This is a genomic window from Flavobacterium sp. (assembly GCF_044360715.1).
GTDB lineage: Bacteria > Bacteroidota > Bacteroidia > Flavobacteriales > Flavobacteriaceae > Flavobacterium.
Genome location: NZ_JBIKJY010000030.1, coordinates 1 through 23,234, shown reverse-complemented (window position 1 = coordinate 23,234; position 23,234 = coordinate 1). Strand labels below are relative to the sequence as shown.

Below are 23,234 nucleotides of genomic sequence, written 5' to 3'. Positions count from 1 at the left end.
ACCATCGTTCCTACCACGTCTGCAGGAAGCAAATCTGGTGTAAATTGAATACGATGAAAAGTACCGTGAACGGCTTTAGATAAGGTGTTTATGACTAAGGTTTTTGCCAAGCCCGGCATTCCTTCTAACAAAACGTGTCCTTGACCCAATAAGCCAATTAACAAACGTTCTATCATTGATTTTTGCCCTACAATTACTTTACTTAATTCTGAAGTAAGTAAATCAATAAAAGCGCTTTCGTTTTCAATTTTTTCGTTAAGCGCACTAATGTCTATCCCCGTATGATTTTCTTGCATTTTATTTTGAATTATTTTCTGTAAATTTTAAAAAAATACTTTAACGACGCAAGTTGCTATATAAAAATTATATAAGTTGTTAATTGTCCGTTAAATTATGTGATTTTGGATGTTTTTTTAGAAAAAATTAAGAAATATTAGTGTTTTTTGGATAAAAAAAGCAACTTCTATTCTTGTTTAAGAATTAAAAGTTGCTTGTAAAATTTTTATAAAATTTATGCTTTTAATACCAATCCGAATGGTATTTGTTTTCTCCTAAATAATAAATTAAACCCACTGAAAAATTATAATAACCTCCAGATTGCGGCGTATAGTCTTTATTTAGTAAAATTCCGTCAAATCCATAATGCTGCTTCATAGTAAAATTATGAGTAAAATCAGCTGTTACGGCAAATTTATTTGAGATGTTATACATTGGTGTAAGTCCAATTCCCACCACGCCAATTTTTTCGTATTTGTTTTGTCCAATCATATATCCAAATGCAACACCTGCATCTACGTGGGCGTTTATTCCTAGTTTATCTCTTGTTAGATAGGTTAAACCGAATTGTTTACCCACATTATAAATTCCAGATACAGCAACCGCACTATATGTAATTCCAACTTTTCCTCCAGGGTCATTTACAAAATGATCTAATTTATAGGCCACTTTTGCGCCAAATTTTTCATTGAACATATATCTAATCCCCACATTTAAATGATTAAATCCAGAAAAATTAGATTTATATAATTTTTGATAGGGCGAAATGGCTCCAGTGTAGCCATAACCTGCCTCAAGAGACAAATTATTCACATTAAATTGTGCAAAAAGGGATGTAGACATCACTAAAAAAAAGAAAATTTGGAATTTGCTTATTACTTTCATAATTGTTTTACTAATTGAATGCGAATATAAAAAAATGTATTTAAATTTTGTGTTTTTTGAGGTGTTTTTTGAGGTTTTTGCCATAGATTCTTTGTGTTGGGTGTTATATGAAGGGTCAAGGGTTTGGGGTCAAGGGTTTTGTGTTCACAGGCGAACAGGTTGCCTACTGTGTAGGAGATGCTTCGCAAGCAGGCCTACTGTGTAGGAGATGCTTCGCAAGCTCAGAATGACAATGGGGGAATGAAGGATAGTGGCTTCGAGAGCCTCAGCCACCATAACACAATCAATTTAACATGTTTTTATTCCGTTGCCTGAGGTACTCGAAGGCAAAAGGTGAAATTAGGAAGTTCTTAACAATTCTCCACTCACAATTCAAAAAAAACCGCCTCGTTGGAGGCGGTTTGTGCTATTTATTTAACTAGTTTTCTTTTATGAATTAGCCAATACGCTATTCCTATTGCGGTTATAAAAAGCAATGGTAAATAATCATCAATTGGCACATCATTTACATCATCTGGAAAACTTTCTTGTGCTTGTAGCGTAACTGTAAACAATACTAACACTAGACTATATTTCAATTTGGCTATATTTTTCATCTTATTTACTGTTATTATTCTACAATCCATTTTACTTGTTGTGTGGTACCTTGTGTGGTAATATTTACTAAGTACACGCCTTGACTTAAATTAGTGTTTGGGGTTACCTGTAAGGTAGTACCTTGACTTTTTGTTTGTACCGGAACCGTTTGTCCTAACAAATTAGACACCGTTACGGTCGCCTCAGAAATACCCTCAACATAAAAACTAGCGCCTGCTTTCGCCGGGTTTGGATAAATGGCTAGCGTGTTTTGGAATGTAGCGTTGCTTAATACCGCATTTTGGAATACAATTTTGAAACGGTTAGTAGTATTTGCATCTGCTGTAAATGGCACTACTGTTCCATTGTTTATTTGTGTGTAACTGTTGTTTAACGTATCAAACAAATAAGGCGTGGCTCCATTATAGTTATCTAATTCAAATTGCCATTGGTAATTGGCATGACGCATCTTATCTATTTTAATAGGTAATTCTGATGTTGCACTTGGATTGTTTTGTAAGGCAATCGCTAAATTGGTGTTGTTTTGTACAAAACTTACTTCTTCGTCTAAATTTACCATTTTAGTCGCATCTTCCGAAGTTACATTCCAGCTATAATTATCATTAAAGAGCGCTAATGTACCTTCAATTGTTTGCCACTGGTTGTTGGTGTTGGCTTGTAAATTTACTCGCAACAAACCATAAGCTGATGTGTTGGCAGTTCTAAACACGCCTGCTGCGGCATTGGCTACCGATTTGTTACTTTCTGTGAACGTCATACTAGCAGCTGATGACGTATTTAATTTTTTTACAAAAACCGCTTGTCCTGGTTGTAGGAATTCATTGAAATTAGAAATAGCAGGAGTGTTTTCACTTGTTGTCCCTAATGTTCTTGTAACATAACCGCCTCTAGCATTTAATGTAGGATCCCAATAGTAAACCACTCCGTTATTCATGTTGGTTGCGGCGTTTAAAACCGCTTTTATATCTACAGTTGCTTGGTAAGGATTACCTACAAAACTAAACCCTTCTGCGGTTTGATTTAAAGTTGGTGAAAAGTTTCCAGTATGTAGAGTACCTGTAGCTCTTAGTACAGTTGGTGTAGCTGTTGGCGTGTTCGTTGATAAATTTATCAAACGATCTCCTCTAACCATCAAACGATATGGAATTCCTGCGGTTAAAGAATTGGTAAGTGTACTCGTCACTGCCTCCCAGACTCCTGTGGAATTGTTGAAAGTAAATAAAGATGGATTATTCGTGCTCGTGGCATCAAAACCATTTGTTATTCCATCAACTCCTGTAATATGGGTGCCTAAACCTGCAGTTGTACCAGCATTTTCTTGCCAATTAAGTTTTATTGAAGTTGAAGTAGTTACTGAAGGACTCAAGAAACGAAACGCTCTTTTTGCAGGGATGTAACGTTCTACAGTTACGTTGCCGGTAATACTGCCACCTGAGCCAATTGCAGCAACTTGTGCAGTGCCATTAGCGTTGGATTTTAAAGTAATATTTCCCCCTGATTCTAAAGTACCAGCTGTAACTGTGATTACACCAATTATATTAAGCGCATTTCCGATAGTAACAGATCCTGAAGTCGTCCTATTAATGGTCAAATTGTTCAAAACATTTGAAGTACCCGGAACGCTTTGATCGAAACGGATAGTTCCTAATGCTCCTGTACCCTGGATAGAAATACTCGAAGTTGAACCGCCACGAATAAATCCACTACCCGTAAATACAGAAGCTACATTTTCCTCACCTAATGTTAGGGTATTACCATTCAAATCTAAGATATCAGTTGCATTGGTTAAAGTAATTGCATTACCTCCATTCGGTCCTTCAACTAAAAGATTTGTTAACATACGAATGCTCCCTGAAGGTTTATTTGATACAATATAATCAATATCAAATGGAGCTGAACCAGTTACGTCTTGAACTCCAGACCCAGTAAAAAAAACAGCTCTATTATTTGAATTAAATGGTGCATTGTCAATAAAATTACCTGTTAATTCAAGATCACCGCCTATATTTGTCGAAAGAGTAGTTAAAGCATTAGCATTGTTAGTATAATTAACACATTTCAAACGCTCAGTCGAACTAGCGAGTGAAATACTACCGTTATTAATTACATTTCCAACAACAGTCAACCCTATTTCGCTAGGGCTCGCAATAGTCATGCCCTCAAGAGACAAGGTGCTACCAAAGTCTACCGTTAAGTTACCTCCCATTTGACGTGCCACATTTGCTCCGTTGTTAAGATTAAAGATGGTATTCCCTGAAATTTGAACATGATGGGGATAACCATTACCTGATGTTGCGGACCATTCTGTTCCTCTTCCATAAGGTCCATTCGTATTATATCGCAAAGTAGCGCCTGAATTATAAGTAGGAGCGTTAGTACTTACAAAACCACCCGGATTTATTGTTAAAGTACCACTAATTATTGAGCCCGTTCCAAAGTTAACACCACCTGCTAGCGTTGCATTATTAAATGTAATCGTTCCGGAAACCGTTGCCGATCCTGCAAATGCAACCGTGCCATTACCAGCTGTAAAAATTCCGTTATTGGTAAGGGAACCTCCATTTGAAATGGTTAGTGTTCTGGGTGTTGAGTCGGAAGCGGTAAGTGTTTTTCCATTATTAATTAAAATAGAACGTAAGCTAACATCCGTATTTAATGAAATATTGTGATTAATAGTAACCGAAGCATCTGTAGGCGGAATTGTATTATTTAACCATATTGCCGTTTCATTCCAATTCCCGTCTGCTAAAGTTATTGGTTTAGTTATTGAAAAACCATTTACAAACATGTTTTTTTGACCTGCTCCATCATTTTGATTTCCAATGTAGAAATTAAATCCATCAATGGTTGATGCGCTATTAATAGTCGTAGTATAGGTTGCGCCACCACTTCTAGAAGTCATAGAAAATGAGTAGGCACTAGCACTTGTTCTTGTTATTGTAACAAGCATAGGTGTTGTGCCATAATCCGTATTTGCATTAACGTTATTTGCAGTTATAGTAGATGAGCCTCCGTTATTAACATTAAAAATATTCGTTCCTCCCGATCGCAAATCAAACCCTTTAGAACCACCACCAGCATCAAAATTTATTGCCCAATAGAACGAAAAAGTATCACCAACTTGAATTCCGTTATTTATAGAACGGTAGGCATTGAAATAGGCGCTACCTGTTGCAAACATACCGAAAGCAGTAGTGCCAATACCATTAGTTCCCATATCATTGTTTGCTGGGTTTCCAATAAAACTACCAGAACTAGCTCCCGCATTTAAAGACCATGCTCCAAAACCTGTTCCTTGATTTGAATTATTTGCCCATGAACTAGCATAACTTGAAGCATTGTCAGAAAAATTTTGTCCTGAAACTACGTTGCCTATAAATAAAGCTATCCAAGTAAAAACATAAATTACGAATTTTGAGTATTTTTTCTTCATTTTTTTAATTATTATATTAATTAGTTAGTGTAACAAAACAGAAAATTATCGTTAGTCTTTTATAAAAAGTGTTCAAAATTTAATTAAATAAAACCTAAAAACTTTCTTTTTTTCAGAGCACGAAATTGTGAAATTCATATTAATTATAACAATAAATTAAATACTTAATTTTATTTTAAGTATAAAAAAACGAATATCACAAAACTGTACGAAATACTAAATTAAAAAATAAAATACTATTTTTTAAAAAATATTTAAACGAAAACGTTTTCGTGTTGATAAAAAATTTAAATAAAGGGAAAAGATAAAGAGATTGCCTACTGCGTAGGAGATGCTTCGCAAGCAGGCCTACTGCGTAGGAGATGCTTCGCAAGCTCAGAATGACAATGGGGGAATTAGCGAATTAGCGAATGTGATAATGAGAGAATGGGGGAATTAGCGAGTGAGTTAATTAGTGCGAATTTGCGCTCCCTTTTGCCAAAACCTTTTACCAAAAAAAACCGCCTCGTTGGAGGCGGTTTGTGCTATTTATTTAACTAGTTTTCTTTTATGAATTAGCCAATACGCTATTCCTATTGCGGTTATAAAAAGCAATGGTAAATAATCATCAATTGGCACATCATTTACATCATCTGGAAAACTTTCTTGTGCTTGTAGCGTAACTGTAAACAATACTAACGCTAGACTATATTTCAATTTGGCTATATTTTTCATCTTATTTACTGTTATTATTCTACAATCCATTTTAATTTACTTGTTTTTTCTCCTTGTGTAACCATAATATGATATACACCAGCTGCTAAACTCTGATTGGCTTGGTAATGACCTTCGTTATGGCTTATTGCAATTTCTTGGCCTAATGTATTGTATAATCTTACCGTTGCCTGTGCAGATGAAGGCAATTGTAAGTAGAAACCATTTCCTTTAGAAGGATTTGGGTATAAACCTACTTGACTAGCAAATGTATCAGTACTAAGCACCGCATTTTGGAATACAATTTTGAAACGGTTGGCATTACTATCAGTTGTAAATGGCACAACTGTTGTGTTTGTAATTTGTGTTATCGAATTATTTTGAGTGTCAACTAAAAATGGTGTTGGTCCCGAATAATTAGACAACTCAAATTGCCATTGATAATTGGTATAACGGGTATTAGTCAATCTTATTGGCAATTCGGATGCAATTGTTGGGTTGGGTTGACAAGCAATTGCTAAAGATGTATTGTTTTGTACAAAACTTACTTCTTCGTCTAAGTTTGCCATTTTAGTGGCGTCTTCCTCAGTTACTGCTGTATTAAAATCGGAATTAAAAATAGCTAATGTCCCTTCGATAGTTTGCCACTGGTTGTTTGTGTTGGCTTGTAAATTTACTCGCAACAAACCATAATCTGTTGTGTTTGCATTTCTGAAAACCCCTGCTGCAGCATTAGGAACCGTTTTATGACTTTCAATAATGGTTACACTCGCTGCTGATGCTGTGTTTGCTTTTTTTACAAAAACCGCTTGTCCTGGTTGTAGGAATTCATTGAAGTTGGACGTGACATCATTAGAGTTAGTCGTTAAATTACGAGCTACATACCCGCCTCTTGCGTTTAATGTAGGATCCCAATAGTAAGCTAATCCAGTATTCATGTTAGTTGCTGCGTTTAAAACCGCTTTTATATCTACAGGTGCTTGGTAGGGATTTCCTACAAAACTAAATCCTTCTGCAGCTTGATTTAAAGTTGGTGAAAAGCTTCCGGTTTTTAATGTTCCTGATGCTCTTAGTATGGTTGGTGAAGCTGTTGGCGTGTTCGTTGTTAAGTCTATCAAACGATCTCCTCTTACCATCAAACGATATGGTGTTCCTGCGGTTAAGTTATTGGTAAGTGAACTAGTCACGGCCTCCCATGCTCCTGTGGAATTGTCAAAAGTAAACAAAGATGGGTTATTAGTAGCTGTGGCATCAAATCCGTTTGTTGTACCATCAAATCCTGTAATATGGGTTCCTAAACCTGCACTTGTACCAGCGTTTTCTTGCCAATTTAGTTTTATTGAAGTTGTAGTAGTTACTGAAGGACTTAAGAAACGAAACGCTCTTTTTGCAGGAATGTAGCGTTCTGTGGTAACCACACCTGTACCCGATTGTGTGCCATTAAACACATCAAACATAGCGGTGCCATTCACATCACTTTTAAAAATAATGGTCCCGTTGTTAATTAAATTACCTGAAACAGTTAATTTTTTACCTGCACCTATAGTTAAGGTTTTACCCGAGTTGATTGTTAAATCTTTACAAGTTAAATCTGTGGTGGTTGTTAAATCACCATCGATAATGGCGTCTGTTGTAGCAGTTGGTGCGCTGTTTGACCATGAGGTGGTATAGGTGGTGGAAGTTGGTGTAGATGCTAAGTATGATACAACAATATTGTCTAAAAATGCTCTTTTAGCAGTTGTTTCAATCTTGATTGTTGAATTTGAAACACCTCCTGTGAAATTTAATGTTTTAGTTTCGAAGTTAGTTGAAGCTATTGCGGCTGTATATGTAATTGTTTGTACTATTTGGTTAGTAATTGTAATTTTAATACTCCCTTCTACAGTTGTCCATCCTTTTACTTCAAAATTTAAAGTAAAGTTACCACCGTTTACACTTAAATCTAAAGGCTTACTAGTAATTGATCCTATTGCAGCGCTAGCGCCAATTTTTACTGAACCTCCAGATTGATATGCTGAAACAACTGTTGGAAAATTTGTATTACCAGTCCAAGTTGATGATGATCCAGAAGTAGATGTATTATTGCCAGCTGTTATAGAAGAAAAATCTTCGCTCATAATTATCACCTGCCCCCATCCCGAAAAGCAAGCTAAAAGTGTAATAAAAAGTAATTTGAGTTTCATAAAAATTGTATTTGTTGATTTGAGTGTTATAGTTATAGTCAAAAGTACTTAAATATAATCCAAAGAAATCAAGGGAATATTAAGTGTTTGTTAATAAATGGGTTATGGGTGTGGGGTGTGGGGTGCTGTTCACGAGTGAACAGGATTGCCTACTGTGTAGGGGATGCTTCGCAAGCTCAGAATGACAAAAAAAGAATGTAAGATGGTGGCTTCGAGAGCCTCAGCCACCATTATACAATCAATGTGTAAAATTTTCATACCGTTGCCTGAGGTTCTCGAAGGCAAAAGGAAGCGCCAGCCACCAATCGAATAGTAGGAAAAAGAATAACGAAATTAGAACAAATTACTTTAACCTTATACCCTATACCCTTCACCTTTTACCAATAAATCTATCTACATCAAAAGAAACGGGAAACAAGGTGTAAAAAAGGATTTGTAAGTCCATAATAAGCGTACGGTTTTGGGCGTACCATTTATTAATTCTTACTTTGTCTGGCCAGATGACCTCATCGTTGTGGTGTTGTGGATTGGGTTGTTGGGATAGAATTTGTTCTTCGTTGCGGTATTTTAAAGACGCTAAACCCGTGATGCCTGGTTTTAGTTTAAGGATAATTTGGTTTGCTTCGTCTAAGTTATCTGCATAGCCAGCTACATCTGGTCGAGGGCCTACTAACGTCATTTCGCCTTTTAGAAGGTTAAAGATTTGTGGGAGTTCGTCTAATTTGGTTTTTCGTAATATTCGTCCCCAAGAAGAGGTTTTATTTGTTTTTGAATGAAGGGTTCGCAACTTATAAATCAGAAATGGTTTTCCGTGTTGCCCTATTCGAACTTGTGTAAAAAAACCGTTTGATTGTGTGTCAATTGCTGTGATACCTAACACTAAAAGTAAAAAAACTACACCAATTAATAGAATTACCATATTAGTAGATTAACGAAGCTATTCTTGTGGCGTCAAAATAAATTCGGGTACTAATTCGGTAAATGCTTCAATTAATTCCGCTTTATTTTCAAACGTATGGCTGTTTAATTTGAATAAAAATTCTTCTACCTTTTCATAACAAAACGCCGGATCTTGAGCAATTAAGATTTTCGGATGATAGGTTGGTAACGTTTTTGAAGTGTCGGCAAGGACTTCCTCATATAGTTTTTCGCCAGGACGTAAACCGGTGTATATAATGTCAATGTCTTCATACGGTTCTTTTCCGCTTAAGCGAATCATTTTTTCTGCTAAATCTTTAATGAAAATTGGTTTGCCCATGTCGAAAATGTAAATTTCCCCACCAACTCCCATGGTTCCGGCTTCAAGTACTAATTTACATGCTTCGGGAATGGTCATAAAGAAACGGTTAATTTCTGGGTGGGTTACCGTTATGGGACCGCCATTTTTAATTTGTTCTTCGAAAAGATTTACTACAGATCCATTAGAACCAAGTACGTTTCCAAAACGGGTGGTAATAATTTGCATTTTAGTAGCACCTTTTTGCGTATGAAAACGAGACTGCACCATAATTTCAGCAATTCGTTTTGAGGCACCCATTACATTGGTTGGGTTTACCGCTTTATCTGTAGAAATGAAAACAAAGCGTTGGGTGTTTGCTTCTATTGCCGCGTCTAGAATGTTTTTCGTACCAAAAATATTCACCTTCACCGCTTGCATAAAATTAGATTCTAAAACCGGTACGTGTTTGTAAGCTGCGGCATGAAAAACAATATCTGGTTGGTGTTTTTTGAAAAGCTGGGTAACTTCTCCTTTATTAGTAACATCCACCAATTCATAATGACAAGGCACGTTTGGAAACGCAGCAGACATGGTCAGTTGAATCGAATTTAAAGGTGTTTCTGCTTGATCTAAAACAACAATTCGAGTGGGGTTAAATTTGGCTAATTGGTTCACGATTTCGCTTCCAATAGATCCTGCTCCTCCGGTTACTAAAATGGTTTTAGCCGCAAACGCACTAATGACACTTGGGTTTTCGATACTAATGGTATCACGAAACATCAATTCATTAATGGTGTATTTTTTTAATGATTTTACAGTGCTTACATTGGTATCAAATCCGCTAACTAATTTTGGATTATATACATTAATTTTATATCGTAAACAGTCTTCTAACAATTCTAATTCTTCTTTTTCGGGCAAGAAATTTTTAATCAATACCACATGCTTTATTTTGTTGTAACGCAAAATGGCTATAATAGAATTGGTTTTAGCTACAACCGGAATTCCCAATACTTTTTTATCATTTAGGAATTTATTTTTATCGATAAAAAATTGTAATTTATATTGCGTATTGTCGTTTACAAATGCCTCGGCCAATGCGATAGTGGTACTGTTTACCCCTATAATTACTAAGTTTTCTGCTTCAGGCTTTTCTTCATTTCCAGCAAAATATTTAAATAACGTTTTGATGAAAATTCGAAAAGAAATTAAGGCAAATATAATAACCAAAGAAGAAAAGAAAATGGTCATTATCACAAAAACGTGCTTACCATAAGTCATAAAATAAATAGCGTCGAAAGCCACTATTGTGGTGAATGCAAAAGCAATAGCTTTGAAAATTCGAGTCGCGTCTTTTAAACTCGAATATCGTATGATTCCTGTATAGGTTTTGAACAGAAAGAAATAAAAAAATATTACACCTAAGTATATTGAAAACCGAACGCTTGTTTGTAGTGTTTCATAAAAATCGACACCAATCATCCTAAATGTAACAAAGGTAAATAAGGCTACTGATGTGGTGATGAAGATATCTATAAATAAAATAGACCAACTAGGAAGAAAACTTAATCGTTTTAAATTGATGTATTTTTTTAGTAACTTTTGCATATTTGGCGTTTAATATGTAACAAAAATAGTAAAAATATTTTATTTTAGGTTCTTTTTTTAAAGAAAGAAAGTTTTTGGATTTACGATTTACGATTTACGATTTACGTTTTGGGTTTTGGGTTTTGGGATTTAAGATATACGATTTACGATTTGGAATTTACGATTTAGTTTTTGGAATTTGGAATTTGAAATTGTGATTTATTACTTACACCTTTTGCCTTTTGCCTTTTGCCTTTTTTACTTCCCTCAATAATCGTATCTTTACCAAAAAAAATTATGAAACGAATTATTGGTTTTTGTTTGTTGTTAGGCGCTTTGTCGGGCTACGGACAACATAAAGTAAAAGTAAATGCAGCTACAACTGTTTTAGGTTTTCCATCCATAGGTTATGAAAGACCAATTGGCAAATATTTTAGTTTTCATATTGATGCTATAGGTTCTACTTTTAATCGCTATCACAACATGCCTTTGAAGTTTTTAATTATTACGCCTGAGGTAAGATACTACCCAAAAGCTACTCAAACTGGTTTTTTCGTTGGCGGGCACCTTGGCGGTAGTACGTTTCATCTTCAAAAATACAATTATGCCAATAGTAATTATTATCAAAAAGGGTATAATTATATGGCCGGTATTAGTTTAGGATATGTGTATGCGTTGTCAGATAAATTTGCATTAGAAGGATTTGTTGGTGGTGGCACGATTCAGAGTTATTACAAAGGATACGATAGCACTACAGGTTTGCGTTATGAAGGTGCGGATAAATTTAATAAAAGCGGCGAATGGTTGCCGTATCGTGGTGGGGTGAATTTGGTTTGGAAAATTTAGTTTAGATTAATAGATTTTTGGATTGTTAGAGCTTTAGATTATTAGACTGTTAGATTTTTAGATTTTTTTTAGATAGATTAACTGGGATTTACGATTTACGATTTGGGATTTACGAAAAGCTAACAGCTGATTGCTGATTGCTGACAGCTTTTACTTTAACCGCCAAGTTCGCAAAGTTTTACGCCAAGCGCGCTATGAGAATTGTATAAAGCATGTTTTTGAAGAAAAATAAAAAAATCCGCGAAGAGCGGATGAGGGATTTGGTTGTTTAGAGTGTTAGATTGGTTAAGTGGAATTTGGAATTTGGAATTTGGGATTTACGAAAAGCTAACAGCTGATTGCTGATTGCTAAACGCTTTTCTAAATATTGAACAACGCACTTGGAAAGTTGAATGTTGAACTATTTAATTAACCATATAAGGCATATAAGGAAATAGAAGAAAATGCTTCGCATTCAATAGCACAAATAAGCGATTTTAAAACATTGAGGCATTAAGAGCATTAAGATTTTATTTATTTCAAATTAAATAGTAATAATTGCTGAACGCTGACAGCTTTTACTTTAACCGCCAAGTTCGCAAAGTTTTACGCCAAGCGCGCTATGCGAATTGTATAAAGCATGTTTTTGAAGAAAAATAAAAAAATCCGCGAAGAGCGGATGAGGGATTTGGTTGTTTAGAGTGTTAGATTGGTTAAGTGGAATTTGGAATTTGGAATTTGGGATTTACGAAAAGCTAACAGCTGATTGCTGATTGCTAAACGCTTTTCTAAATATTGAACAACGCACTTGGAAAGTTGAATGTTGAACTATTTAATTAACCATATAAGGCATATAAGGAAATAGAAGAAAATGCTTCGCATTCAATAGCACAAATAAGCGATTTTAAAACATTGAGGCATTAAGAGCATTAAGATTTTATTTATTTCAAATTAAATAGTAATAATTGCTGAACGCTGACAGCTTTTACTTTAACCGCCAAGTTCGCAAAGTTTTACGCTAAGCGCGCTATGAGAATTGTATAAAGCGTGTTTTGGAATAAAAATAAAAAAATCCGCGAAGAGCGGATTTGGGATTTGGTTGTTTAGAGTGTTAGATTGATTAAGTGGAATTTACGATTTGGGATTTGGGATTTTCGAAAAGCTAGTATGCTTAATTTTCAAATTAACTAATTAACTAATTAACTAATTATCTAATTCGCTAATTAACTACCAAACACCGCTTTAATTACCTTCACAATTCTTTCTCGGTCATCATTGGTTAGGTTGGAGCCGGAAGGCAAACACAATCCGTTTTCAAATAAATTTTGGGCTACGTTGCTGCCGTAATAAGGATACTTTTCGAAAATGGGCTGTAAATGCATCGGTTTCCATAACGGGCGAGACTCAATGTTTTCAGCTTCAAGTGCTAAGCGAAGGGTTTCTCTTGTGATGCCTTTGGTTTTGTTTTCGTCTATGGTAATGGCGCTTAACCAATAATTGGCATAATACTCCTCGTTTGGAGTAGAAAAAACGTCCACACCTTCAATCGATGCAAATACTTCTACATAAAAATCGTGCATTTGTCTTCGTAACACCACATGCTTATCTAATACTTCCATTTGACCTCTACCAATACCTGCACAAATATTACTCATGCGGTAGTTGTACCCGATTTCACTATGTTGGTAATGTGACGCATTGTCTCGTGACTGCGTAGAATAAAAAATAGCTTTTTCTTTTTGAGCAGCAGTTTTAGTTATGATAGCTCCACCTCCTGAAGTAGTGATGATTTTATTGCCATTGAATGACAAAATACTTATATCACCAAAGGTGCCACATTTTTGTCCTTTATATGTGCTACCTAAAGCGGATGCTGCATCTTCTAAAATTGGGATTTTATAGGAATTTGCTAAGGCTCTAACTACCTCTATTTGATAAGGCACTCCATATAAATGAGCCGTTATTATCGCTTTTGGCTTTTTACCTTTTTGGATGCGGTCAATAATTGCGGCTTCTAATGCTAATGGACAAAGGTTCCATGTTTCTTCCTCACTATCTATAAAAACAGGTGTAGCGCCTACATATAAAATAGGATTGGCTGATGCTGAAAATGTCATGGTTTGGCAAATTACTTCATCACCTGCTTGAACACCCAATAAAATCAACCCTAAATGAATGGCGGCTGTACCTGAACTCAACGCGCCTACATTAACATGATTCCCTAAATAGTTTTCTAGGTCTTGCTCGAAACCATTTACGTTAGGACCCAAAGGTGCCACCCAATTGGCATCAAAGGCTTCTTGGATGTAGTTTTGTTCGGTGCCTCCCATGTGGGGAGAAGAAAGCCAGATTTTATTTTTTATCATTTTATACTATCACCAATAATTATTTTAAAACATTAAGAAATTAAGTGGCGTTAAGATTTAAATTTAATACAAATGTATTCTTTTAGTTTGATAAGATTTATTGTCTAAGAGCTGATTACTGAAAGCTGATTACTTATACTTTAAACGCAATGTTCGCAAAGATTTCGCAAAGAACGCAATAAAATTAACTCATTACTGTTTAATTCTATCGCCAGAACCTTTTCCAAGAACAGTAACTACAATGTAGTAAATGTATTTTTTGAAGGTAAGATTTTGTGTCATAACGGCGTCTGTTTCGGCTAGTAATTTTGGGGTAGACATGTCAATTTTATTGATTTGTGCTTCTCCAGTAATACCAGGAACTACCTTGTACACGCCTCTTTTATCTCTTTCTTCTATTAAATCTTGTTGATTGAATAAATTAGGCCTTGGTCCTACTAAACTCATATCGCCAAACAATACATTAAATAATTGGGGCAACTCATCTAACTTTGATTTTCGTAAAAAGCTCCCCCACTTGGTAACTGAGGCTTGACTTGCTAAATGCGTGGCTACCGATTTCGTGTTGACATGCATGGAACGAAATTTGAATAATTTGAACGGTTGTTTGTTTTTACCTACCCGTTCTTGAGCGAAAATAGGCGAACCGGTATCAAAAAACCCGATGACCCATAAAATGACGATAAATGGACTTAATATTAGAAGTCCAAAAAATGAAAAAATGAAATCAAAAAAACGAATCATAATATGAATTATCTGTTAAATAGTATATTTTTATAAGGGGCTAATTTTGTATGCTTCTCTGGCATTTTATAATCAAACCATAACCCATTGAAAAAAAGGCTCAATCCATAGAAAGCAATCAACGGTAATACGAATATTCTTTTTCTATTAAGATAGGCAATTTCTGCTAAAACGATTAGTTCAAAAAATTTAAAATACAGTGAGAATCTAAATAAATGTTTAACAGAAGCAAAAATATTAGCAAAAATAAATGCAAAAATTACAATGACTATGAAATATTTATTAGTAGGTTTTAATTTAATAAACTCATCATAAAAATATAAAATAAATAGGGCCTCAAAATTAAAAAGTACTAATTTGATGTAATTGACTGGAATTATATTTTTAGCAAGAAAGTACCCTTCATATTTGGTATCCTCAAAAAAATTACCAAAAAATTGAAACCAATTAATAAAGGCAAATGGTAATGATACTAATAAAAGAAACAAGATTTGTTTTCTATTTACCCTTTTAGAAATATAAAATAAAGCAAAAACCAATAGACCTGCTAATAGACACGAGTAATGAAATAGAGATCCTATTAAGATGGATATTGCATATTGCCAAAATTTATTTTTAAGTAAAAACTGAAAACTCCAAAAGACAATTGCCATTACAAAATATTGTCTCATAAATATAAATGAATACAGAAAAAAATAAGGAAATATCAAATAAAAAAACCAAGCATATTTTAAATTTATAGAGTATTTATTTAATGCCAAACTAATAAATAGAAGTGTTACTGTAAAAAATAAAAATTGAATATGATAAATGGATAGATTGAAATAGGCAAATACATTCATAATTCCTACATAACCTATTTCAAGATTGTTGTCATTAATGGTTGTATTATACCATTTATTGTAATTAATAAAATCAATACCTATGCCTCCTCTTAATCCCCCAAAAAGAATTAACACACTTAAGAAAACATGGAGTGCTCTTTTATCTTTTTGGAATAAAAGCAATATGGCGACACCTAAAAATAGAATGTATCCATAGGAATCAACAATAAAAGACTGAAAAATATTATCTTCCAAAATCATCTTGCACTCTGACAATATCGTTCTCATCAGACGGATGATTGGCATCCGTATGTTGCCAAATCTCAGCAATTACGGCAAACTCATCCAGCCCGATTAAACGATGGCGTTCACCTTGTTGTAAAGTGATGGTGTCACCAATATTTAAAATTTCTAACTCTCCTTCTGTGTCATTCGTACTTCTTTTCACGCCTGCTTGGCCTTGAATGACACGCCATGATTCGGCTCTACGGTGGTGGTACTGCCAAGACAAACGTTTTCCTGGCGCTACTATTAAAATTTTAGGACTCAATGCTCCACCTCTTTTTAATGTAGATACATCCAAGCCCTCAAAATACTGATTGGCAAAAGCTTGGGCTTGCTCTTCGGCTATCACGAAAAAACCACCCCATGGGCGGTTATGATCTTTTGAAACGATTGTAAAATGATTTGTTTCTAATTGTTTTTGGATGTTTTCAAATATCATAATGTTATCATTTATATAGACCAATCTCGATCTTTTATTTCTTCATATACTTTTTGAATTCCATCTTCCAAACTGATGCTGGCTTTCCAGCCTAAGTTTGTTAACTTTGATACGTCGATTAATTTCCTTGGTGTACCATCGGGTTTAGTCGTATCCGTAATAATGTCTCCTTCAAAGCCAACTATTTGTTTCACCATTTTAGCTAAATCTAGAATAGAGATATCTTCTCCTACCCCAATATTCACTATTCCTGACTCATTATGAGTTTCCATTAAAAACAAGCAAGCAGCCGCTAAATCATCTGCATGTAGAAACTCACGTAACGGACTTCCTGTTCCCCAAATCGTAACTGAAGTTGCTCCCTCATTTTTTGCAGTATTAAATTTTCTTAATAGTGCAGGTAATACGTGTGAATTATGTAAATCATAATTGTCATTTGGACCGTATAAATTCGTTGGCATTACCGAAATAAAATTACATCCATATTGCTCTCGATAGGCATCACACATTTTAATTCCTGCGATTTTTGCTAAGGCATAGGGTTCGTTTGTAGGCTCTAATAATCCAGTGAGTAAATACTCCTCTTTTAAAGGTTGAGGTGCTAATTTGGGATAAATACAAGATGACCCTAAAAATAGTAATTTCTTTACGTCATTTAGATAAGACTGATGAATCACATTGGACTGAATCATGATGTTTTCATAAATAAAATCGGCTCTATAGGTATTATTAGCCACAATTCCTCCTACTTTGGCTGCTGCTAAAAACACATAATCTGGTTTTTCAACAGCAAAAAAATCAGCAACCGCTTGTTGATTTCTTAAATCCAATTCGGCAGAAGTTCGCAATACAAAATTAGTAAATCCTTTTGCTTGTAAAGCTCTCAAAATTGATGAGCCTACCATTCCTCTGTGCCCCGCTATGTATATTTTGGATGATTTTTCCATCAAATCAAGTTCTAATTTATTTAAGCTCTAAAGCCATTTTGTTTTAACATCATTTCTCTTTTCACACGTTCAACATCCGAAGTTACCATCTCACTTACTAAACCTGCCAAATCGTATTGTGGTTGCCATCCTAATTGAGTTTTTGATTTGGTTGGGTCGCCAATTAACAAATCGACTTCTGTAGGACGAAAATATTGAGGGTCAACCGCAATTACTTGTTTACCAATCTCAATTTGAAATTCAATATTGTTACATGCCTTAACATACCCTTTTTCATCTACTCCTTGACCTCTAAATTCAATTTCAATTCCTAACTCATTAAATGCCATTCTTACAAAATCTCTTACATAGGTAGTTTCCCCCATAGCAATAACATAATCCTCTGGTTTGTCCTGCTGTAAAATACGCCACATGGCCTCGACATAGTCTTTGGCATGGCCCCAATCACGTTGGGCATCCAAATTTCCTAAATACAAACAGTCTTGTTGGCCTAATGCAATCGCTGCAGTTGCCATAGTAATTTTTCTTGTAACAAAGGTTTCTCCTCTACGTGGCGATTCATGATTGAATAAAATGCCATTCGTTGCAAACATTCCATATGCTTCTCTATAATTTTTAGTAATCCAAAAAGCATAAATTTTAGCAGCGCCATAAGGCGAACGTGGATAAAATGGTGACTTTTCGTCATATAAGCCTTTCTCATTTTTATTTTCAGCTAAACCTCCATACAATTCAGAAGTAGAAGCTTGATAAATACGTGTTTTCTTTTCCAAACCTAAAATACGAACCGCTTCTAAAATACGCAAGGTACCAATTCCATCTACATTCGCGACATATTCTGGCGATTCAAAAGAAACCTTTACATGACTCATGGCACCTAGGTTATATATCTCATCCGGTTGGACTTCTTGAATAATGCGAATAATATTCGTAGAATCCGTCAAATCACCATAATGCAATTTAAAGTTGACATGTTCTTGATGTAAATCTTGATAAATATGATCAATACGCTGGGTATTAAAAGAAGAAGCTCTTCTTTTTACACCATGAACGACATATCCTTTTTCCAATAATAATTCTGCCAAGTACGAACCGTCTTGACCTGTAATTCCTGTTATAAGGGCTACTTTCATTTCTATTTTATTAATATGTAATTATTTAAATTTGTTTTATAACAAATCATTATTTTTTAAATATTCCAAGACGGATTGGGATTTCCAACCTAATCTTCTTGCTTTTGAGTCATCAAAAGCTAAATTAGTAGTTATTTTTTTTATTTTCAATGAATTGATTGGTGCTTTTTCACCAATACAGTCTCCTAAATATCCCATTATTTTTGCTATCAATAAGGGCAAATTATACATTCTCTTTTTAGCAATAGCGTTACTTATATACATAAAATTCGGATGTTCTCCATCTGTCAGATTATATATACCTCCCACAGAAGCAATAATCGGTATAAAACGAACTACATCTTCCGCTAATACCATGCTTTTTATTGCTTTTCCGCCACCAATGTTAAAATAGTACCCTTTGTGAATAGCTTTAATCATAGCGCCAAAATTGCCTGGAGGATTTTTACCTACTAATAAAGGTAAACGTAAAATGGTGCAAACCACATTGTTTTTGTAACACCAATCTATTACTACTCGCTCTGCTTGAATTTTACTTAAACCATAGGGATCAATTGCTAATAATGGTGAATTTTCATTTATTTTATTACCTTCATTTAAACCATAAACTGCAACTGAACTAATAAAGACAAATTGTTTGGGTACGCCAGCCAATGCTAACCCTTTTAATAAATTTTGAGTGCCTATAACATTTACTTCAAAGAATCTATTAATTTCTAATTGATTTTTAGGAATTGAATGTGCTTTACCTGCAGCATGAATCACCAATTCAATTTCCGTTAGATTTAAATTTGGTATTTCAGAGGATAAATCACATTTAATATCATTTAAACTATTTCTACCTAATGATAAAATTGATATATCTTTTGAAGAAAAAAAGTCTAAAATTGATTTGCCTAAAAAACCTGATGCACCTGTTATTAAAATCATTAATTTATATTTCTAAGAAAGGATTTATAGATTTTTTGCAAAATAAAAACAGGTAGCAATCTAGCTACGAGCTTCATTAATAAAAATGAAAAGAATTGTATATTATTCAAAAAATTATCCCTTCTAAATTTTTTTAATAACTCAAGTTCGTATAGAAAGTATTTGTATCCACTACGCCGATTTAACATGTTATTACCAATTCGAGCATCAACTAAAACTTCTTTAATATTATAAAAAACAGCATTTATTTTGAACATCTCATACCATAAATTATAATCTTCAAAAAACCTTTTACTCCAATAGCCACCAGCTAATAACGCCGATTTTTTATTAAATGCTACAGTCATATGATTAATAGGATTTCTATACTTCATCATATTTATTATATCCTCATGGTTTTCCGGAAGAATACGTAGTTGATTAATGTCGCCCAAATTTTTGTTAAATTCAGAAATTGAGGAGCCTATGACATCAAATTTATTTTGTTCAATTATTTGAATTTGTTTTTCAAAACGATCTGGCCTCGAAACATCATCAGAATCCATCCTGAAAACCCAATCATATTTACACTTATTCAAACCAAAGTTCATTGCGTATCCCATTCCCATATTTTTCTCTAATTGGTAACAAAACACCATATTAGGAAATAGATTACAATAATGATCTAAAACATTTCTGATATCAGTGGTTACTGGACCATCCTCAACTATAATTACTTCGGTCGGTAAAACAGATTGCTTCTCGAGGATACTTTCTAAAGATTGAGCTAAATATCCTGGTACTTCTTTTATATAAACAGGCATTAAAACAGAAAATTTCATACTAATTAGAGTTTAATAAAATATAATTTTGTAAATATTTTTCAGCCATAATTTTACACGAATATTTAGAATTTATGGTGTTAATAATATTTTTTGAATACAAATGGCTATTATTAAACATTTGATTAAGTGCATGTTCCATACTAATTAAATTATTTCTCTCGTAAAAAACCACATCTGAATCAGAAAACAACTCATTAAACAATGGAGAATTAACACATATTATAGGTACACCCAGTGAACCCGCTTCAAGTACCACTAAAGGAAAACCTTCAGAATAAGAAGACATAACATAAACATCTAATAAATTTATTATAGAAATTGGATTATTTAGATGACCTAAAAAAATACACCTATCTAAAACATTTAGATTCTTGGCATCATTAATTAATTTATTTTCATCAGGACCTTGTCCAATGAAAACAGCAGCTAAATTTTGATTTAAGGTTAAAAATTTAATTATATCTTCGAACCCTTTTCTTTTGTTTAAAAAACCACAACCTCCAATAATTTTATATTTTTTTTTAGTTTCATTAATCAAATTATAAATTTCATTATGATCGTTGTCCGATTCTAGTTTATTAACACTCCTTCCATTATAAATTACAATTGAGCTATTATTAGTAAATTTTTTTATTTCATAATATTTTCTCATATTCTCAGATAAGAACACAACTAAATCTTTATTACTCCAAGTAGAAATCCAAATTCTAGAAAAAAATGCACTAATAAAAATGTTATATGTATATAATAACTCTTCATAAACATAATTGTGAACCGTAGTTAATACAGGACAAGATATTTTACTTTTAAAGATAAAAGTATAAAAATCAGGTTTAAATGAATGAGAATGCACTATGTCATAATCACTAAAACTAAAAGGTTTGTAAAATGATAGTTTGATGTAATTTACATTATCTAAACCCTCTAAAAAATGTGGATTCGAGCACTCAGTAAAATAAAATACATCTATTTTTTGAACCTTATTAACTAGAGATTTTATTAAATCAAAAGCTAAAACAACAGGTCCTTTCTTTTTTAAAGAGGGTAATAATATCGCTATACGCATCTATAATAATTCATTAATATTCGATAAATAAATAAATTTTTTATAAAACTGTTACTAAGTTAATTTGTTTTTATTTAACTATAAACCAATACTTAATTGAAAGAGAAATTTAGTCTTTTGAAAATAAACCTAACAACTTTATTTGCATCTAAGAAATAAATTACTCGATAAAAACAACCAACTAAATTATTAATTCTAGATTGTTTAATATTTGCAGAAAACTTAAGGCTTAAAATGTCATTATTTATCGATTTTAATAGTTTTTTATTTGGTTTATTTTCTTTTAAAAAAATATCCCAATTCTCTAGAGCGCTTTTACGTAAATTAATTTGATCAGAACTATAATTTTCATCGTGTATATAAGCAATATATAGAACTTTATTTAAATAAATAGGCTTTATACTATTATTATTTAAAAAAATTTTGAACCAAAAAAACCTGTCGTCTGCCCCTTTGTAACCTGCAGGTTCAGGGAATTTAATACCTGAAATTAGTTCTTTAGAAAAAACAACTTGACCAGGTGACCGAATAAAATCACTTCCAACTAGATTATTTACAGTTAGTTTTTGTTTCAAATAATAAAGCCTGTGTGTGTTATATTTATTATTTTTATAATGTACATTTCCATTAACCAAAATGAAATTATAAATACTTATTTGGGCAAATATCGAAGAATAAAAATTAGGCGTTATTGTGTCATCTTGATCTATTAAATGAATAAAATCACCGTTCGCAATTGACAAACCAAAATTTCTCGATTTTGCAACACCAATATTTTGACTGTTTTTTACAGTTATAACTTTAACATTATTTATTCCACTAAAACATTCTAATGTTATTTTATTTATAACATTATGTTCAGTATCCATTGAATCTACAATAGTAATGATTTCAAAATAAACAGCATTTAAATCACATTCTAAAATTGATTGTCTTACAGAAAAAATAAGCCTATGATAAAAATGTTCCCCATTGTAAAAAGGAATAATTACACTAATACTTTTATTCATTTCTGATTGTATTTACACTTAAAAATTCAATTATCATTAGATACACTATATACAAAACTGGTAATATGAAAACTATATTATTAAAAAAAGTAATTGTCATCATAGGATCTGAGTCTATAGAAGCTCCTCTACACATTAAATAAGTAAAAGTAGCTCCTCCAAAAATATCTGCTCTTAAAATATAAGGTAACTTGTTTCGAACAAAACTCAAAAAAACTCCTAAACAATAGGAAAAAAATATACTTCCAAAAAAACCATAATAAATCAATCCAAAAACATTGTGCCGTGCATTTGGACCCTGAAGCACATCACTAGGATGATGAATTTCCTTTAAAGTAATCCCAATTGCCTCAGGTAAATTAGACCAATCTTGAATTCTTAAAAGCCCAAAAGTATCATGTAAAAGTGCAGCAATCCATTGATTACTTGGTATTTTCAAATACACATTATTTGGATAGGCATACCAAAATATATCACCACTATGAACAAATCTAAGACATAAAGCAAAAAAAGGATTAAGGGTGTTATCACCTGCATTATCGGGATTTGATTGTACATAAATTATGAAAGTGGAAATTACAACAGAAAATAATATAATCCATTTTATGTTTTTTTTCATTAATTGAAAATAGACAAGATAATCACCCCCCTTTATTTGAGTAAAAATAATATAACACCAAAAAACACTAAAAACGATTAAAAAACTACTTTTACTCCCACTTAAAAAAAAAGTTATGAAAATTAATAATAGTATTATATATTTAGGAATTTCAGTAATTCTAAATTTATCAATTTTGATTACTAAAAAAAAAGCGTACAAACTAAAAATTGAAGAAACATCAGAAATTCTACCCAAAACTCCTGCTCCACCACCACTTGAAAATGTTTCCAATCTTGATTCCATAAATAACGGTATTCCTTTTAACTTGTATATAAAACACTGACTAATTATGTATACTGAGGAAAAA

At 33.1% G+C, this 23,234-nt stretch carries 20 protein-coding genes; 1 reads left to right on the top strand and 19 read right to left on the bottom strand.

Annotated features, from left to right (window positions below; genetic code table 11):
* The 8 genes from ACIQ16_RS09275 to ACIQ16_RS09240 all read right to left on the bottom strand — a co-directional run.
* Nucleotides 1–296, bottom strand: a 296-nt coding sequence (locus ACIQ16_RS09275; protein WP_396150856.1) for an AAA family ATPase, incomplete at its 3' end; no start/stop codon positions are given.
* A gap of 223 nt (nucleotides 297–519) precedes the next feature.
* On the bottom strand, nucleotides 520–1,161 hold the full coding sequence (locus ACIQ16_RS09270) for a hypothetical protein (RefSeq protein WP_396150854.1): 642 nt from the start codon (nucleotides 1,159–1,161) through the stop codon (nucleotides 520–522).
* 410 nt (nucleotides 1,162–1,571) lie between these two features.
* A complete protein-coding gene (locus ACIQ16_RS09265) occupies nucleotides 1,572–1,757 on the bottom strand; it encodes a hypothetical protein (RefSeq protein WP_396150852.1) in 186 nt (61 codons plus the stop codon).
* Between the two features lie 14 nt (nucleotides 1,758–1,771).
* Nucleotides 1,772–5,191 carry a beta strand repeat-containing protein gene (locus ACIQ16_RS09260; RefSeq protein WP_396150850.1) on the bottom strand — a complete coding sequence of 1,140 codons (3,420 nt, stop codon included), beginning with the start codon at nucleotides 5,189–5,191 and terminating at the stop codon, nucleotides 1,772–1,774.
* A gap of 528 nt (nucleotides 5,192–5,719) precedes the next feature.
* On the bottom strand, nucleotides 5,720–5,905 hold the full coding sequence (locus ACIQ16_RS09255) for a hypothetical protein (RefSeq protein WP_396150848.1): 186 nt from the start codon (nucleotides 5,903–5,905) through the stop codon (nucleotides 5,720–5,722).
* A 14-nt stretch (nucleotides 5,906–5,919) separates the two neighbouring features.
* Entirely contained in the window at nucleotides 5,920–8,067 is a 2,148-nt protein-coding gene (locus ACIQ16_RS09250) for a T9SS type A sorting domain-containing protein (RefSeq protein ID WP_396150846.1), read from the bottom strand.
* Nucleotides 8,068–8,437: 370 nt separating this feature from the next.
* On the bottom strand, nucleotides 8,438–8,986 hold the full coding sequence (locus tag ACIQ16_RS09245; protein ID WP_396150844.1) for a sugar transferase: 549 nt from the start codon (nucleotides 8,984–8,986) through the stop codon (nucleotides 8,438–8,440).
* Nucleotides 8,987–9,004: 18 nt separating this feature from the next.
* Entirely contained in the window at nucleotides 9,005–10,894 is a 1,890-nt protein-coding gene (locus ACIQ16_RS09240) for a polysaccharide biosynthesis protein (protein ID WP_396150842.1), read from the bottom strand.
* A 276-nt stretch (nucleotides 10,895–11,170) separates the two neighbouring features.
* Here ACIQ16_RS09240 and ACIQ16_RS09235 point away from each other — a divergent pair, with 276 nt between their 5' ends.
* Nucleotides 11,171–11,719 carry a DUF3575 domain-containing protein gene (locus tag ACIQ16_RS09235; protein ID WP_396150840.1) on the top strand — a complete coding sequence of 183 codons (549 nt, stop codon included), beginning with the start codon at nucleotides 11,171–11,173 and terminating at the stop codon, nucleotides 11,717–11,719.
* A gap of 1,202 nt (nucleotides 11,720–12,921) precedes the next feature.
* Here the strand turns inward: ACIQ16_RS09235 and ACIQ16_RS09230 are convergent.
* The 11 genes from ACIQ16_RS09230 to ACIQ16_RS09180 all read right to left on the bottom strand — a co-directional run bounded on the left by ACIQ16_RS09230 (nucleotide 12,922) and on the right by ACIQ16_RS09180 (nucleotide 23,158).
* Nucleotides 12,922–14,064, bottom strand: a complete 1,143-nt coding sequence (locus tag ACIQ16_RS09230; protein ID WP_396150838.1) for a DegT/DnrJ/EryC1/StrS family aminotransferase — start codon at nucleotides 14,062–14,064, stop codon at nucleotides 12,922–12,924.
* Nucleotides 14,065–14,256: 192 nt separating this feature from the next.
* Nucleotides 14,257–14,808, bottom strand: a complete 552-nt coding sequence (locus tag ACIQ16_RS09225) for a sugar transferase (RefSeq protein WP_396150836.1) — start codon at nucleotides 14,806–14,808, stop codon at nucleotides 14,257–14,259.
* Nucleotides 14,809–14,816: 8 nt separating this feature from the next.
* Complete coding sequence (locus ACIQ16_RS09220; RefSeq protein ID WP_396150834.1) at nucleotides 14,817–15,887, bottom strand: EpsG family protein; 1,071 nt, start codon at nucleotides 15,885–15,887, stop codon at nucleotides 14,817–14,819.
* The gene (locus ACIQ16_RS09215; RefSeq protein ID WP_396150832.1) at nucleotides 15,877–16,380 is read right to left on the bottom strand and encodes a phosphoheptose isomerase; all 504 of its coding nucleotides are present in this window, start codon (nucleotides 16,378–16,380) and stop codon (nucleotides 15,877–15,879) included. Before ACIQ16_RS09215 ends, ACIQ16_RS09220 begins: the two co-directional genes overlap by 11 nt.
* Nucleotides 16,368–17,303 (bottom strand): GDP-L-fucose synthase family protein, encoded by a 936-nt coding sequence (locus ACIQ16_RS09210; protein WP_396150830.1) that lies wholly within the window; start codon nucleotides 17,301–17,303, stop codon nucleotides 16,368–16,370. The genes ACIQ16_RS09215 and ACIQ16_RS09210 overlap by 13 nt, the downstream gene beginning before the upstream one ends.
* Nucleotides 17,304–17,323: 20 nt before the next feature.
* Nucleotides 17,324–18,436: a GDP-mannose 4,6-dehydratase gene (gene gmd, locus ACIQ16_RS09205; RefSeq protein ID WP_396150828.1), complete on the bottom strand. Its 1,113-nt coding sequence runs from the start codon at nucleotides 18,434–18,436 to the stop codon at nucleotides 17,324–17,326.
* A gap of 36 nt (nucleotides 18,437–18,472) precedes the next feature.
* Nucleotides 18,473–19,366, bottom strand: a complete 894-nt coding sequence (locus ACIQ16_RS09200) for an NAD-dependent epimerase/dehydratase family protein (protein WP_396150826.1) — start codon at nucleotides 19,364–19,366, stop codon at nucleotides 18,473–18,475.
* Nucleotides 19,366–20,187, bottom strand: a complete 822-nt coding sequence (locus ACIQ16_RS09195; protein WP_396150824.1) for a glycosyltransferase — start codon at nucleotides 20,185–20,187, stop codon at nucleotides 19,366–19,368. Before ACIQ16_RS09195 ends, ACIQ16_RS09200 begins: the two co-directional genes overlap by 1 nt.
* 1 nt (nucleotide 20,188) lies before the next feature.
* A complete protein-coding gene (locus ACIQ16_RS09190) occupies nucleotides 20,189–21,256 on the bottom strand; it encodes a glycosyltransferase family 4 protein (protein ID WP_396150822.1) in 1,068 nt (355 codons plus the stop codon).
* A gap of 92 nt (nucleotides 21,257–21,348) precedes the next feature.
* Nucleotides 21,349–22,266: a glycosyltransferase family 2 protein gene (locus ACIQ16_RS09185; RefSeq protein ID WP_396150820.1), complete on the bottom strand. Its 918-nt coding sequence runs from the start codon at nucleotides 22,264–22,266 to the stop codon at nucleotides 21,349–21,351.
* Nucleotides 22,259–23,158, bottom strand: coding sequence for a hypothetical protein (locus tag ACIQ16_RS09180; RefSeq protein WP_396150818.1), 900 nt, complete (start codon nucleotides 23,156–23,158; stop codon nucleotides 22,259–22,261). Before ACIQ16_RS09180 ends, ACIQ16_RS09185 begins: the two co-directional genes overlap by 8 nt.
* Nucleotides 23,159–23,234: the final 76 nt, after the last annotated feature.

Bases quoted from the DNA above. Each gene is read 5' to 3' on its own strand.
- ACIQ16_RS09270 (WP_396150854.1), bottom strand. From the start codon at position 1,161: ATGAAAGTAATAAGCAAATTCCAAATTTTCTTTTTTTTAGTGATGTCT.
- ACIQ16_RS09265 (WP_396150852.1), bottom strand. From the start codon at position 1,757: ATGAAAAATATAGCCAAATTGAAATATAGTCTAGTGTTAGTATTGTTT.
- ACIQ16_RS09260 (WP_396150850.1), bottom strand. From the start codon at position 5,191: ATGAAGAAAAAATACTCAAAATTCGTAATTTATGTTTTTACTTGGATA.
- ACIQ16_RS09255 (WP_396150848.1), bottom strand. From the start codon at position 5,905: ATGAAAAATATAGCCAAATTGAAATATAGTCTAGCGTTAGTATTGTTT.
- ACIQ16_RS09250 (WP_396150846.1), bottom strand. From the start codon at position 8,067: ATGAAACTCAAATTACTTTTTATTACACTTTTAGCTTGCTTTTCGGGA.
- ACIQ16_RS09245 (WP_396150844.1), bottom strand. From the start codon at position 8,986: ATGGTAATTCTATTAATTGGTGTAGTTTTTTTACTTTTAGTGTTAGGT.
- ACIQ16_RS09240 (WP_396150842.1), bottom strand. From the start codon at position 10,894: ATGCAAAAGTTACTAAAAAAATACATCAATTTAAAACGATTAAGTTTT.
- ACIQ16_RS09235 (WP_396150840.1), top strand. From the start codon at position 11,171: ATGAAACGAATTATTGGTTTTTGTTTGTTGTTAGGCGCTTTGTCGGGC.
- ACIQ16_RS09230 (WP_396150838.1), bottom strand. From the start codon at position 14,064: ATGATAAAAAATAAAATCTGGCTTTCTTCTCCCCACATGGGAGGCACC.
- ACIQ16_RS09225 (WP_396150836.1), bottom strand. From the start codon at position 14,808: ATGATTCGTTTTTTTGATTTCATTTTTTCATTTTTTGGACTTCTAATA.
- ACIQ16_RS09210 (WP_396150830.1), bottom strand. From the start codon at position 17,303: ATGGAAAAATCATCCAAAATATACATAGCGGGGCACAGAGGAATGGTA.
- gmd (WP_396150828.1), bottom strand. From the start codon at position 18,436: ATGAAAGTAGCCCTTATAACAGGAATTACAGGTCAAGACGGTTCGTAC.
- ACIQ16_RS09200 (WP_396150826.1), bottom strand. From the start codon at position 19,366: ATGATTTTAATAACAGGTGCATCAGGTTTTTTAGGCAAATCAATTTTA.
- ACIQ16_RS09195 (WP_396150824.1), bottom strand. From the start codon at position 20,187: ATGAAATTTTCTGTTTTAATGCCTGTTTATATAAAAGAAGTACCAGGA.
- ACIQ16_RS09190 (WP_396150822.1), bottom strand. From the start codon at position 21,256: ATGCGTATAGCGATATTATTACCCTCTTTAAAAAAGAAAGGACCTGTT.
- ACIQ16_RS09185 (WP_396150820.1), bottom strand. From the start codon at position 22,266: ATGAATAAAAGTATTAGTGTAATTATTCCTTTTTACAATGGGGAACAT.